The organism is Streptomyces sp. NPDC049813 (genome assembly GCF_044465085.1).
GTDB lineage: Bacteria > Actinomycetota > Actinomycetes > Streptomycetales > Streptomycetaceae > Streptomyces.
The window spans coordinates 378,282-392,433 of the sequence record NZ_JBITLI010000001.1; the positions used below are offsets into that span (position 1 = coordinate 378,282).

A 14,152-nucleotide genomic window follows, 5' to 3' on the forward strand; every position below is an offset into this window, starting at 1 on the left:
GTCAGAAGGCCTTGTCCAGGTCCGTCTTGGCGTTGTCCTTGGTGTACGCGCTGTCCTTGATGACGATGTCCTGGCCGACCTTGTCGCCCTTGGTGAAGGAGTCGAGGGTCTGGAAGGCGAGCGGCCCGAAGCGCGGGTTGGACTCGACGACGCCGGAGATCCAGCCGTCGACGATGCCCTGCACGGCGTTGCGCGTGCCGTCGACCGTGACGATCTTGACGGCGCCCGCCTTCTTGCCCGCGCTCTTGAGCGCGTTGACCGCGCCCAGGCCCATCTCGTCGTTCTCGGCGTAGATCCCGCTGATGTCGGGCTTGGACTGGATGAGCTGCTCGGTGACCTGCTGGCCCTTCTCGCGGGCGAACTCGCCGGTCTGCTTGAAGACGATCTTCAGTCCGGGCGCCTTCGCCTTGATCTGGTCCTCGAAGCCCTTGGTGCGCTCGGTGGTCACGTTGTTGCCGGCCGCGCCGAGCAGGATCGCGAGGGTGCCCTTGCCGCCGGTCGCCTCGATCATCTGGTCCGCGGCGCGCTTGCCCTGCTCGACGAAGTCCGAGCCGATGAAGGACACGTAGTCCTTGCAGGCCGCGGCGTTGATCTTGCGGTCGACGGTGACGATCGGGATGTGCTTGGCGCCGGCCGCGCGCAGCACCGGCTCCCAGCCGTCGGAGTTGAGCGGTGCGATGACGAGCAGGTCCGCGCCCTTGGAGATGAGGTCCTGCACGTCGCTGATCTGCTTGGAGAACTGCGACTGCGCGTTCGCCGTCAGCAGTTTGATGCCGCGCTTCTCGGCCTCGGCCTTGATGGAGGCGGTCTCCGCGATACGGAACGGGTTGGCCTCCTTCTCGGACTGCGAGAAGCCGACGGTGGCGCCCTTCAGGTCGAGCTTCTTGCCGCCGTAGGCGGAGACGTCGCAGGTCTCGCCGGTGCCGGGGGAGGCCACCTCCTGTCCGGCGTTGTCGTTCTGCGCGCTCGAACTCCCCTTGTCCGAGGCGGAGTCGTCGTCCTCGGACTTGGCGCAGCCGGTGGCGAGGGCCAGGCTCGCGACGAGGCCGGCCGCGAGCAGGGCCTGGGAGGTGGTACGGCGAATGCGTGCGGTCTGCGTCATGTGGAGATCCCCAAAACGGCACGGCCCGGCGCGTGAACGCGCTGACGGGGTGGATGTGTTCGGCCAGTCGGAACGGCGTACAGGGGAGGTTTTTACATCGTTGGAAGGATGCTGTCCAGACCTTGCGCAGCTACTCGTGCCGTTATCCGTGCCGCCGTCCCCGCCGCCGGGACCGGCCGGCACCGGCCGCGGCCGGTCACCGGCGGCCGAGCGTGCTCTCCCGCTCGATCAGCCGGTAGGCGGCGGTCAGTTCACGCCCCGTCCGCTCCTCGGGACGCTCCAGGCGGTGCAGCAGCGACTCCACCGCGAGCCGGGCGATGGCCTGCTTGTCCGGCGAGATCGTGGTCAGCGTGACCGCCCCGAAGCGGCCCTCCGCGATGTCGTCGAATCCCACCACCGCCACGTCCCACGGCACCCGCAGCCCCCGCTCGTGCAGCACCCGCATCGCCCCGATCGCGACCAGGTCGTTGTAGGCGAAGACCGCGTCCGGGCGCACCCCCGCGTCCAGCATCCGCGCCATCGCCTCCGCCCCGTCGCCCCGGTCCCAGCCGCCCGTCGCCCCCACCTGCGACTCCGGCGCGGGCAGCCCCGCCTCCGTCAGCGCCGCACGCCAGCCCGCCAGGCGCAGATGCGCGGGCCGGTTGGCCGAATCGGTCCGCTCGCCCAGGTACGCGATCCGGGTGCGGCCCCGCCCCAGCAGGTGCCGGACCGCGCTGCGCGCCGCCGCCACGTTGTCGATGGCGATGTGGTCGTAGGGCAGGTCGTACTCCCGCTCGCCGAGCAGCACCAGCGGCACGTCGTCGTCCCGGCCGCGCAGATCCTCCGCCTCCAGCTCCAGCGGGCTCAGGATCAGCCCGTCGATCACCCGGGCCCGGAAACCCTGACTGACCAGGACCTCCTGCTCGCGCTCGCCCCGCGTGTGGTCGAGCAGGACCGTCACGTCGTGCTGCGCGGCCGCGTCGATCACCGCTCCCGCCAGCTCCGCGAAGTACGGGTTGCCCAGCTCCGGGACGGCCAGCGCGATGATCCCCGTACGCCCTTTGCGCAGGTGGCGGGCGGTGAGGTTGGGACGGTAACCGAGCTCGTCGATGGCGAGCTGGACGCGGGCGCGCATCGCGGGCGTGACGTGCTGGTAGTTGTTCACGACGTTCGAGACGGTCTTGATCGAGACGCCCGCGCGCTCCGCGACATCCTTGAGGCTCACCCGCACGGATTCTCCTATGGCTCGGCGCGCCCGCTCGTCCGGGCGCGCATGTCATGCCCCTGGACAGCACGCGGGAATGCGTGCTGTCATGCCAACTGCCGTTCCTTCCAACGTTGTACAGACGAGTTGTACCGACTAGAGCGGCGAGCCGCCACCCTTCCTCGACGTGTTCCACCGGACGCGTCCAGCACTGGAGGATCCGTGCGCACCAGAACCCTCAGACGACATGGCCGCCATCTGGCCCCGCTGCTCACCGCGGCACTCGGTCTCACCGCACTCACCGTGGCGCCCAGCGCCACGGCCGCGGACGAGCCGGTCGTGCCGCATGGGCTCAAGGGCGAGTACTACACCCAATCCGCCCCGGGAGCCTTCGACTTCGACGAGTTGAAGGCCACCGGTTTCGACCCACAGCTCGACTTCGGCAGCCTGGACTCCCGGCTCCAGTCGGCGACCGGCAGCGCCGACGACGCGAACGTCCGCTGGACCGGCGAACTGGTCCCGGAGAAGACCGGTCTGACAACGTTTTCCGTCACCGGTGACAACGGCTTCCGCCTCTGGGTGGACGACAAGCTGGTGATCGACCACTGGGTCGACGACTGGGACAAGGAACAGACCTCCCAGGCCGTCCAGTTGACCGCAGGACAGGCGGTCAACTTCAAGGTCGAGTACTTCGAGCACTACGGCGGGTCCAACCTGCACGTGCGCTGGACCGAGCCCGGCGAGCAGAAGGAGGCGATCCCTTCCTCCGCGTTCCGCATCCCGGACGACTGGGCGTACGACGGGGCCATCGGCACCACCGTGCTCGGCGACGGCCGCACCCTCAAGCTCGACTTCGCCCAGAAGCTCGGCACCGTCCCCGGCGCCGTGAACGACCACCTCACCGCGGTCATCGGCGGCGCCAAGTGGCCGCTGAAGAGCATCAAGGCCGACCCGAAGGACGCGCGGGCCCTGCTCGTGAACCTGACGGAACCGGTCGTCGGCAACAAGGACGGCGACGCGCCCGGCCTCGCCGACGTCACCTACGACGGCAAGGGCGGTCTGACCGGCAGCGACGGTACGGCCGTCGGCTCGTTCTGGTCCAGCGGCCCGAACCACTCGACGTACCAGCTGTCCACCAAGTGGGGCGACGACGTCACGCCGAAGAACGCGCACCGCGAGTACCCGCGGCCGCAGCTGACCCGCTCGGACTGGCAGAACCTGAACGGCAGCTGGGAGTTTGCCGCCGCCAAGGACGGCGACCCCGTGCCGACCGGCAAGAAGCTCGGCGAGAAGATCCTCGTGCCCTACCCGGTCGAGTCCCAGCTCTCCGGGATCGAGCGGCACGAGGACCGCATGTGGTACCGCCGCACCTTCACGGTCCCCAAGAACTGGAAGGTCGGCAAGGACCAGCGCCTGAAGCTGAACTTCGGCGCCGTCGACTGGAAGTCCGAGGTCTACGTCAACGGCAAGAAGGTCGCGGACCACAAGGGCGGCTACGACAAGTTCAGCGCCGACATCACCGACGCGCTGAAGCCGGGCCGCACCCAGGAGCTGATCGTCGGCGTCTACGACCCGACGGATGCCGCGGACGGCGAGAACCCGCCGATGGGCAAGCAGCGCCTGGACCCCAGCGGCATCTGGTACACCCCCTCGTCCGGCATCTGGCAGACGGTGTGGATGGAGCCGGTCGCCAGGGACAGCGTCACCGACCTCAAGCTCACGCCGAACGTCAAGGACGGCGACGTCGCCGTCGAGACCACGGGCGTGCGGTCCGGTCTGCCGGTCCGGGCCACGGCGTATGCGGGCAAGCGCAAGATCGGCACCGTCACCGGCGTCTCCGGCAAGCCGCTCACCCTCAAGATCAGCAAGCCGCACCTGTGGACCCCGGACGACCCGTTCCTCTACGACCTCAAGGTGAGCGTCGGCAAGGACCGCGTCGGCAGCTACTTCGGGATGCGCTCCATCGCCGTCGAGAAGGTGAACGGCACCCCGCGCACCGTCCTCAACGGCAAGCCCACCTTCATGATGGCCACCCTCGACCAGGGCTTCTGGCCGGACGGCCTGCACACCGCCCCCAGTGACGAGGCGCTCGCCTACGACCTGAAGATGCACAAGCAGATGGGCTTCAACTCCGTCCGCAAGCACATCAAGGTCGAGCCCGACCGCTGGTTCTACTGGGCCGACAAGCTGGGCCTGATGGTGTGGCAGGACATGCCCGCGATGACGGCCGGCGTCAACCCGTCGACCGCCGCCCGCGCCGAGTTCGAGCGCGAGATGAAGATCATGATCGACCAGCACGCCAACCACCCGTCGGTCGTCATGTGGGTCACCCTGAACGAGGGCTGGGGCCAGTACGACGAGGCGCGCCTCGCCGACCAGGCCAAGTCCTGGGACCCGACCCGTCTGATCAACTCGATGTCGGGCATCAACCTGGGCCGCGACGGCGGCACCGGCGACATCCTCGACGAGCACGGCTACCCGAGCCCGGCGCTGCCGCCGAACCCCGACGGCAAGAGAGCCCTGGTCGCGGGCGAGTACGGCGGCCTCGGCCTCGCCGTGCCGGGACACGCCTGGTCGGTCCAGCAGTCCTACGTCGACGTGGACCCGGCGACGTACACGGACGACTACCTCACCAAGCTCGCCGAGGTGCACGCGCTGGCCTGCAAGGGCGGCAACGGCGCCGTGTACACGCAGATCACCGACGTGGAGGGTGAGCTGAACGGGCTCATCACCTACGACCGCAGGGTCGTCAAGCCGGACGTGAAGCGGGTGCACGACGCGCAGCAGGCGCTGATCAAGGACGCCTCCCAGGCGACCGTGCAGAACTGCGCCTGATCCTTCCGTCCCCGGGGGCGGGCCCGGCACACCGGGCCCGCCCCTTCCCGTGGCTCCACCTGAATGAGGGAGCAAGTTGATGACCGTGACACGACGTGGCGTGCTCCGGACCAGCACCGCGGTCGCCGCCGCCGCGATGACCGGCGTGCCGGCCGTGGCCGCGAGCGCGGCCCCGGCCGCCGCCCGGGCCGGCGTCGCCCCCGACGCCTTCACCCGCCTGCCCGTCGGCAGCATCACCGCCCACGGCTGGCTCGCCGAACAGCTCCGGCTCCAGCTCGCCGGGGTCTGCGGCCGCTACGAGGAGACCTCCCACTTCCTGGACATGGACACCAGCGGCTGGGTCCACCCCGAACTCGGCGGCTGGGAGGAACTCCCGTACTGGCTGCGGGGGTTCGTGCCGCTGGCGATCGCCACCCGGGACCCCGACGCCCTGGCCACCAGCAAGCGCTGGATCGACGCCGTCCTCGCCACCCAGGAGGCGGACGGCTTCTTCGGGCCGCGCGCCCTGCGCACCGCGCTCAACGGCGGCCCCGACTTCTGGCCGTTCCTGCCGCTCCTCATGGCGCTGCGCACCTACGAGGAGTACACCCACGACGCCCGCATCGTGCCGTTCCTCACCCGCTTCCTGACGTACATGGAGGCCCAGGGCGAGAGCGCCTTCGACAGCAGCTGGGTCTCCGTGCGCTGGGGCGACGGCATCGACACCGCGCGCTGGCTGTACGAGCGCACCGGCGACGCGTTCCTGACCGGCCTCGTCGAGAAGATGCACCGCTACGGCGCCGACTGGACCGGCGCCCTGCCCACCCCGCACAACGTGAACATCGCCCAGGGCTTCCGCGAGCCCGCCCAGTACGCCCAGTGGGCGACGAGCGGCGCCGACGACCTCGTGCGGGCCACCTACCGCACCTACGACCACGTGCTGGCCGAGTACGGCCAGTTCGCGGGCGGCGGCATCGCCGGCGACGAGAACTACCGGCCCGGGTTCGGCGACCCGCGCCAGGGCTTCGAGACCTGCGGCATCGTCGAGTTCATGGCCAGCCACGAGCTGCTCACCCGGCTGACCGGCGACCCCGTGTGGGCCGACCGCTGCGAGGACCTCGCCTTCAACATGCTGCCCGCCTCCCTCGACCCGCAGGGCAAGGCCATCCACTACATCACCAGCGCCAACAGCGTCGACCTGGACGACGCGCGCAAGACGGACGGCCAGTTCCAGAACGGCTTCGCGATGCAGTCGTTCCGGCCGGGCGTCGACCAGTACCGCTGCTGCCCGCACAACTACGGCATGGGCTGGCCCTACTTCACCGAGGAACTCTGGCTCGCCACCCCGGACCGCGGACTCGCCGCCGCCCTGTACGCCGCCTGCGAGGTGCGGGCCGAGGTGGGCGCGGACGCCGTGCCGGTGATCGTACGGGAGGAGACGGAGTACCCGTTCGACGAGACGATCACCCTGACCGTGAGCACCGGGCGGCCCGTCGACTTCCCGCTGCGGCTGCGCGTGCCCGGCTGGTGCGCCAAGCCCCGGCTCGCCGTCAACGGCCGTACGGTACGAGCGGATCCGGGCCCGTCCTTCGCCGAGATCCGCCGTACCTGGCGCGACGGCGACCGGGTCACCCTGCGGCTGCCGCAGCGCACCACCCTGCGCACCTGGGACCGCAACCACGACAGCGTCAGCGTCGACCACGGCCCGCTGACCTACTCCCTGAAGATCGCCGAGAAGTACGTGCGCACCGGCGGCAGCGACACCTTCCCCGAGTACGACGTGCACGCCGCCTCTGCCTGGAACTACGGCCTCGTGCCCGGGAGTTCGCCCACGCTGCGGCGCGAGCCGGGGCCGCTGCCGGCCAACCCCTTCGCCCCCGGCGCCGCGCCCGTCACGCTCGCCGCACGGGCCCGCCGCATCCCCGAGTGGATCGCGGACGAGGAGCACGTGGTGGCGCCGCTGCAACCCAGTCCCGCCCGCAGCCGGGCGGCCGTGGAGACGGTGACGCTGGTGCCCATGGGCGCGGCCCGGCTGCGCATCACGTCGTTCCCCACGGCCGGCCCCGACGGACACCCCTGGACGCCGCACCCCCCGTACCGCCGCATCCAGAACAAGCACAGCGGCAAGGTGCTCGCCGTCGACTCGATGTCCACGGACAACGACGCGCGCGTCGTGCAGTTCGACAACTCCGGCACCGGCGACCACGCCTGGCAGCTGCTCGACGCGGGCGGCGGCAGGCTCCGCATCCGTAACGGCCAGAGCGGCAAGTACCTGTCCGTCAAAGCGAGTTCGACCGCCGACAGCGCCTGGGCCGTCCAGTACGAGGACGACGGCCGCACCGACCTGCTCTGGACCCGTGTCGACAAGGGCGACGGCTGGTTCCTGCTGCGCAACGAACACAGCGGCAAGGTGCTGGGCGTCGACGGGATGTCCACCGCGAACAGTGCCCAAGTGGTGCAGTTCGCCGACAACGGGACGGAGGACCATCTGTGGCGTCTGACGTCTTGACGGCCCTCCGGGACGCACGAAGAATGAGCCCGCACTCTGACAACGTTGTCGAAAGGCGCACGATGACAAGGCGTACGACGAGAAGGCCGGCGGCGGGCGGACGGACCCGCCGCGCACTGGGCGTGCTCGGGGCCGCCGTCCTGCTCGGCACCGGGCTCGCGGCGCCCGCGGCGCAGGCGGCGTCGGCCCCCGCGAAGGACCGGCTCACCGATCTGGTCAACCCGTTCATCGGCACCGAGAACGAGGGCAACACCTACCCCGGCGCCGCCGTCCCGTTCGGCATGGTGCAGTTCTCGCCCGACACCGGCCACAACACGGGCTACGACTACTCCGAGAACCACATCCGCGGGTTCTCCACGGTCCACATCTCCGGCGTCGGCTGCGGCCTCGGCGGCGATCTTCCGGTGCTGCCGACGACCGGTGACATCACCAGCACCGACAACGCGAAGTACGCCGCCGAGTTCAGCCACGACGACGAGACCGCCGAGCCCGGCTACTACAAGGTGGGCCTGAAGACCGGCATCGACGCCGAACTGAGCGCCACCGAGCGCACCGGGGTCCAGCGCTACACCTTCCCGTCCACCGACAAGGCCAACGTCCTGATCAACGCGGGCCAGTCGCTGCACAAGACCCTGCACACCAAGGTCGAGATCCTCGACGACCACACGGTGCGCACCGCCGTCACGGGCAGCGGTTTCTGCCAGGACACCAAGGCGTACACGCTCTACACGGTCACGAAGTTCGACCGGCCCTTCACCACGTCCGGTACGTGGAAGGGCGACGCGGTCACCGCCGGCTCGAAGTCCTCGGCCGCGGACGCCGACCGCAACGGCGCCTACGTGCGGTTCGACACCACCAAGGACCGCACCGTCGAGGCGACCACCGCCATCTCCTACGTCGACGCCAAGGGCGCGGCCCTCAACCTCCGCGCGGAGGGCGGCCGCTCCTTCGACAAGGTGCACCGCGCGGCGACCGCCGCCTGGGAGGACCGGCTCGGCGACGTACGGGCCCAGGGCGGCAGCGACACCCTGCGGCGCACCTTCTACTCCTCGCTGTACCGCTCGTTCCTCGCGCCGAACGTCGGCAGCGACGTGGACGGCCGCTACACCGGCTGGGACCAGAAGACCCACCGCGCCAAGGGCTTCACGTACTACCAGAACTGGTCCCTGTGGGACACCTACCGCACCCAGGCGCAGCTCCTGTCGCTCCTCGCGCCGCGCGAGTCGCGGGACATGGCGCTGTCGGTCATCCAGATCGACAAGGACAGCGGCTGGCTCCCCAAGTGGGGTTACGGCACGGTCGAGACGAACATCATGACCGGTGACCCCGTCACCCCCTTCCTCACCAACGCCTATCAGCAGGGGCTGTTGAAGGGGCACGAGAAGGACGCGTACCGCGCACTGAAGAAGAACGCCGACGGGGTGCCGCCCGCCGACTCGGCGCCGGTGGGCCGCGAGGCCAACAAGGAGTACCTGGCCGACGGGTTCGCGCCTTACATCAAGGACCGCGCGCACGTGAAGCCCGGTGACTCCGACTACGACCACGGGGCCTCGGCCACGCTGGAGTACGCGCTCTCCGACGCCATGCTCGGCCAGATGGCCAAGGAGCTGGGATACAAGGCCGACGCGAAGCGGTACGCCGAGCGGGCGCAGAACTACCGGAAGATCTTCGATACTTCGACCGGCTTCTTCCGTGCGCGCGACGCCTCGGGCGCCTTCACCGGGCCGGCCGACCCCGCGCAGAGCGAGGGCTTCCACGAGGGCACGTCCTGGCAGTACCAGTGGCTCGTGCCGCAGGACCTGCCCGGCATGGTCTCCCTGATCGGCGGCACGGACGCGGCGAACAAGCGCCTCGACTCCTTCTTCGCCTACGACCAGCTCGTCGCCGACCCCGCGAAGACCGCCCGCGAGGTCTGGGTCAACGGGCCCTACGACTACTACAACGCGGACAAGTACAACCCGCAGAACGAGCCCGACCTGATCGCGCCGTACACGTACCTGTCGACCGGGCAGCCGTGGAAGACCACCGACGTGGTGCACGCCGCGCTGACCCTGTTCACCGACGCGCCGACCGGCATGACCGGCAACGACGACCTGGGCACGATGTCCGCCTGGAACGTCCTGTCGTCCATCGGGATCTTCCCGGTGCAGCCCGGCACCGACACGTGGGGCCTGTCCACGCCCGTCTTCGAGCGGGTCGACCTCACGCTGGACCGCCGCTACTACCCGCAGGGGCGGCTGACGGTGAAGGCGCCGGGCAGCTCCGGCACCGACCGGTACATCCAGTCGGCCCGCGCGAACGGCGCCGCGTACGGCAAGACGTATCTGACCACCGGGGACCTGCGCGGTCTGCGGGACCTGTCCTTCACGGTGGGCAGCACGCCCTCGCGGTGGGGGACCGGGGCCGATGCCGCGCCGCCCGCGCTGAAGTGACGCACTAGCCGGCCCACCCGTGTCACTGTGACCCGCCTCCCCAAGGGGGCGGGTCACCTGACGTTGACGCAGTGTGATGCCGGGTGCCTTTACGTAGTCGGCCTGCTGGGGAGCGCGACGGGTTTGGAGACTGGGGCAGGCGCTCCGTAAAATTCCGGTTTCGAAAGCCCGCGCGGTCCGCGCGTGGCGCGGCGGACCTCAGGAACGGCAGCGGCGATGACGGTGACAGACGACAATCAGGCCCCGGGGGCCGAGGACCTCTCCGAGGTCCTGCACGGTCCTGGCATCGACCCCGAGCGGCTCGCCGTCTGCCTCAGCGTGCTGGACGAGCTGGACACCCTCGACGTGGACCACCCGGACGCGATCACGGTCCGGCGCGCCACCGCGGGCATCTACCGGACCGTGAAGCAGCGCCGCCGCCAGGAGCGGCGCGCCGCCAAGACGGCCCACGACAAGGCCGTCACCGAGGCGACCGCGACCGGCTCCGCGCAGCGCATCGACGACGAGACGGAGGGCCTGCTCCCGTCCTCGGGGACCGAGGAGGGCCGGCTCGCCGGGATACTCCAGCGCCCGCGCTCCTGCTACACCTGCAAGGCGCGCTACGTCGAGGTCGACTACTTCTACCACCAGCTCTGTCCGGACTGCGCCCGCGTCAACCGCTCCAAGCGCGACGCCCGCGCCGACCTCACCGGCAAGCGCGCCCTGCTGACCGGCGGCCGCGCCAAGATCGGCATGTACATCGCGCTGCGCCTGCTGCGCGACGGCGCGCACACCACCATCACCACGCGCTTCCCCAAGGACGCCATCCGCCGCTTCACGGCGATGGAGGACTCGGCGCAGTGGCTGCACCGCCTGGAGGTCGTCGGCATCGACCTGCGCGACCCCGCCCAGTCCGTCGCGCTCGCCGAGCGGCTCTCCGCTCAGGGCCCGCTCGACATCCTCATCAACAACGCGACGCAGACCGTGCGCAGGCTCCCCTCCGCCTACGCCGCCCTGGTCGAGGGCGAGAGCGCGCCGCTGCCCGCGGGCGAGCTGCCCGCGCACTCGGTGATCGGCGCGTTCAACTCCGGCGCGGTCGACGGGCTCGCCGCGCTGCCCCTGGGCACCAGCGGCCTGGACGCGCAGCAGGTCGCCGACCTCGCGCTCGTCGCGGGCAACGCCAGCGTCGCCCGGCACCTGGACGGCACCGCCATCGACGCGGGTGGCCTCGTCCCCGACGTCGTCGACTCCAACACCTGGGTGCAGACCATCGACCAGATCTCCCCGGTGGAGCTCCTGGAGACCCAGCTCTGCAACTACACGTCGCCGTTCATCCTGATCAGCGCGCTGCGCCCGGCGATGGCCGACGCGGCGAAGAAGGCGGGCAGCGGCCGCGCGTACGTCGTCAACGTCTCGGCGATGGAGGGCGTCTTCGGCCGCGGCTACAAGGGCGCGGGCCACCCGAACACGAACGCGGCGAAGGCCGCGATGAACATGGTGACGCGCACCAGCGCCCAGGAGATGTTCCAGTCCGACGGCATCCTGATGACCTCGGTCGACACCGGCTGGATCACCGACGAACGCCCCCACTACGACAAGCTGCGCCTGGCCGAGGAGGGCTTCCACGCCCCCCTCGACCTGATCGACGGCGCGGCCCGCGTCTACGACCCGGTCGTGCGCGGCGAGGCGGGCGACGACGTGTACGGGGTCTTCCTGAAGGACTACGAACCCGGCAAGTGGTAGCCCGGCCGCCGCTCGGCGGCGGCCGGACCGCCGCCGAGCGGCGGCAGCCCCGGCGGCGCGGGAGTTCAGCGGGTGGGAGCGACCGTCGGGCGGCTGTGCGCCGCCACCAGTTCGAGGACCGGGCGCCAGTCCTCCAGGTCCCCGGCGGCGAGGCCGACCACCTTGCCCGCGTCGTCGGCCTGCCGCAGTGTCACGGCGTCCTCCGCCAGCGGATCGGCCTCGAACGCGGCGACCTCGTCCGGCCGCATCGGGCCGCCCTGCGCGCCGAGCGTCAGCGCGCTCTGCGGCGACAGGCCCCGGCCCGGCTCGACCGCCGTGAGGTACCGCTTGGCCGGGACGTGCAGCCGCACCAGCCGGGCCACCCGCTCGCCGAGCAGCCCGCGCACCGCGTCCGCCGCCCGGTCCGCGTGCCCGGCGTCGTCGCCCGGGCACAGCAGATGCCCGAGATCGTGCACCAACCCCGCGACCTGCAACTCCTTGTCGCTGGGGTGGCCGCGGCGCAACAGGGCCGCGGTCTGCAGCGCGTGGTCGTGCAGATCGACCGGGTCACCGCTGCGGTCGGGGGTGTCCCACACGCCCCGGCAGGCCCGCAGCGCCGCCATCAGTTCCCCGACGGTGCGCAGCTCGACGCGTTCCATGGACGACTCCTCCCGAAGCTCCTGCGCTGGCTGTCCGGAAGCAGACCATGGGGACCGGGCCAGTACCTGACGGACCGGTCAACGGCACGTTAACGCTCGTCCCGCGCCCTCCGGGCGCCGTGCGGGGGCGGTACGCACCGTGACGGCGCACCGCGATCCCTGCGAGGAGCTGAACACCGCGGGCGCCCCGCCCGTATCTTCCCGTACCACCAAGGACCCCGCCGCCCGGGCGGGTCGACGTCGGTCACCGGGAGGACCGCTTGCGCCGCGTCAACGGCACCACTCTCATCCTCGCCGCCCTGGTCGCCACCCTCGGCGCCCTGGCCTTCCCGATCTGGTCGTACGCCGACCGCTCGGGGACCGGGCAGGCCGACCTCGACGCGAGCACCGTCGCCACCCAGTGGGGCCCGCTCTCGGCGACGGACCGCGACTTCCTCGTCAAGGTCAGGCTCGCCGGGCTCTGGGAGATCCCGGCGGGCCAGCAGGCCATGGAGCGCGCGCCGACCGAGGCGGTCAGGAACGCGGGGGACCACCTCGTCGTCGGCCACACCGACCTCGACCAGCGGGTGCGCGCGGTGGCGGCGAAGCTCGGCGTCGAGCTGCCGAACCAGCCCAGCGCGCAGCAGCAGGGCTGGCTGGACGAGATGTCCGCGGCGAGCGGCAAGGACTACGAGCGCAAGTTCGCCAATCTGCTGCGGGACTCGCACGGCAAGGTCTTCGCCCTCATCGCGCAGGTCCGGCACACCACGCGCAACGCCCTGGTACGGGAGCTGGCCACCGACGCCAACCAGACCGTGCTCGACCACATCACCATGCTGGAGAACACCGGTGACGTGGACTTCGACGGCATCGCGAACGAGGCGGCGGGCACCGCGACCGCCAGCCCCTCGGGCCCGCCCGCGCCCGACGGCCGGATCCCGCCCGCCCCCGTCCCGGCCCGGCCCACGGGGTCGCCGGACGCCACGTCCCGCCCGTCCGCGCAGCCGGCGGACGAGCCGGGCCGCACCATCGCGACGGACCGGCCCGCCCCGACCTCGTAGCAGGCCCGGCACGGGCCGGGGCCGCCCGGGGAGGCGCACCCGGGCGGACGGAAAAAGGGGTCGCGCGGAACCGCTCCCACATGGCTGAATCGAACACCCGGCGACCGCCACAGGGCGTACGGGTTTCAACCCCATCGAGCGGACCCTCGCTCATTTGGTTACTCTGTAGCCGGACGGTTACCGCACGTGGGTCCCACCCGTACCCATGGGGCCGTCCGGGGAGCGGCCGGTCACCACGGCCGGTCCCGTCAGCGACAACCGGCGCCACCGCGCCCGAACTGGCCCTCTACACAAGCCCGATCGGGCGTCCGGTGTCCCGCGAGACGCTGGACCGGTCACGCCGGAGCGGGTTACCCGACACACAAGGAGTGCGCGGTGACACCAGAGAAGACCACACGCGATCAGCGCCCGAAGGAACGTACGGAGCGGGCCGGCCGCAGGCCGGAGAAGCTCGGCAGCCTGGACGTCTGGGCCCGCTCGGCCCCGATCCGCCTCGCCGGGTACGAGGACGACCTCGCCGAGCCCCACATCCTGCCCAGCGTCGACTGACCCGCCCCGCCGGCCGGACCGTCCGCCCGCATCCCCGCACGAGGGGATGCGGGCGCACGTGTGTCCGGGCCTGTCCTCGCGTCCCGCGGTCGCGCCCGCACCCCGCGGTCATCGGATCTGTGCACGGAAGATGTCCAAGAACCTGCCCGTTTTATCCATAGAC

Annotated in this window: 9 protein-coding genes; 6 read left to right on the plus strand and 3 right to left on the minus strand. The window is 71.0% G+C overall.

Going from position 1 to position 14,152, the window contains the following annotated elements:
• Nucleotide 1 precedes the first annotated feature (1 nt).
• Both ACIBW6_RS01550 and ACIBW6_RS01555 read right to left on the minus strand, forming a co-directional pair.
• Nucleotides 2-1,102, minus strand: a complete 1,101-nt coding sequence (locus ACIBW6_RS01550) for an ABC transporter substrate-binding protein (protein WP_399055342.1) — start codon at nt 1,100-1,102, stop codon at nt 2-4.
• 196 nt (nt 1,103-1,298) lie between these two features.
• Nucleotides 1,299-2,312: a LacI family DNA-binding transcriptional regulator gene (locus ACIBW6_RS01555; RefSeq protein ID WP_399055344.1), complete on the minus strand. Its 1,014-nt coding sequence runs from the start codon at nt 2,310-2,312 to the stop codon at nt 1,299-1,301.
• A gap of 195 nt (nt 2,313-2,507) precedes the next feature.
• Here ACIBW6_RS01555 and ACIBW6_RS01560 point away from each other — a divergent pair, with 195 nt between their 5' ends.
• The 4 genes from ACIBW6_RS01560 to ACIBW6_RS01575 all read left to right on the plus strand — a co-directional run bounded on the left by ACIBW6_RS01560 (nt 2,508) and on the right by ACIBW6_RS01575 (nt 11,762).
• On the plus strand, nt 2,508-5,120 hold the full coding sequence (locus ACIBW6_RS01560) for a PA14 domain-containing protein (RefSeq protein WP_399055346.1): 2,613 nt from the start codon (nt 2,508-2,510) through the stop codon (nt 5,118-5,120).
• A gap of 79 nt (nt 5,121-5,199) precedes the next feature.
• Nucleotides 5,200-7,608 (plus strand): beta-L-arabinofuranosidase domain-containing protein, encoded by a 2,409-nt coding sequence (locus ACIBW6_RS01565; protein ID WP_399055348.1) that lies wholly within the window; start codon nt 5,200-5,202, stop codon nt 7,606-7,608.
• A gap of 62 nt (nt 7,609-7,670) precedes the next feature.
• Complete coding sequence (locus ACIBW6_RS01570; RefSeq protein WP_399055350.1) at nt 7,671-10,040, plus strand: GH92 family glycosyl hydrolase; 2,370 nt, start codon at nt 7,671-7,673, stop codon at nt 10,038-10,040.
• A 216-nt stretch (nt 10,041-10,256) separates the two neighbouring features.
• A complete protein-coding gene (locus tag ACIBW6_RS01575; RefSeq protein WP_399055353.1) occupies nt 10,257-11,762 on the plus strand; it encodes an SDR family NAD(P)-dependent oxidoreductase in 1,506 nt (501 codons plus the stop codon).
• Nucleotides 11,763-11,827: 65 nt separating this feature from the next.
• On the opposite strand, the gene ACIBW6_RS01580 is transcribed toward ACIBW6_RS01575, so the two are convergent.
• Nucleotides 11,828-12,400 (minus strand): HD domain-containing protein, encoded by a 573-nt coding sequence (locus tag ACIBW6_RS01580; RefSeq protein ID WP_399055355.1) that lies wholly within the window; start codon nt 12,398-12,400, stop codon nt 11,828-11,830.
• Between the two features lie 260 nt (nt 12,401-12,660).
• Here ACIBW6_RS01580 and ACIBW6_RS01585 point away from each other — a divergent pair, with 260 nt between their 5' ends.
• Complete coding sequence (locus tag ACIBW6_RS01585; RefSeq protein ID WP_399055357.1) at nt 12,661-13,440, plus strand: DUF4142 domain-containing protein; 780 nt, start codon at nt 12,661-12,663, stop codon at nt 13,438-13,440.
• Between the two features lie 375 nt (nt 13,441-13,815).
• Nucleotides 13,816-13,989: a hypothetical protein gene (locus tag ACIBW6_RS01590; RefSeq protein WP_399055359.1), complete on the plus strand. Its 174-nt coding sequence runs from the start codon at nt 13,816-13,818 to the stop codon at nt 13,987-13,989.
• Nucleotides 13,990-14,152 lie beyond the last annotated feature (163 nt).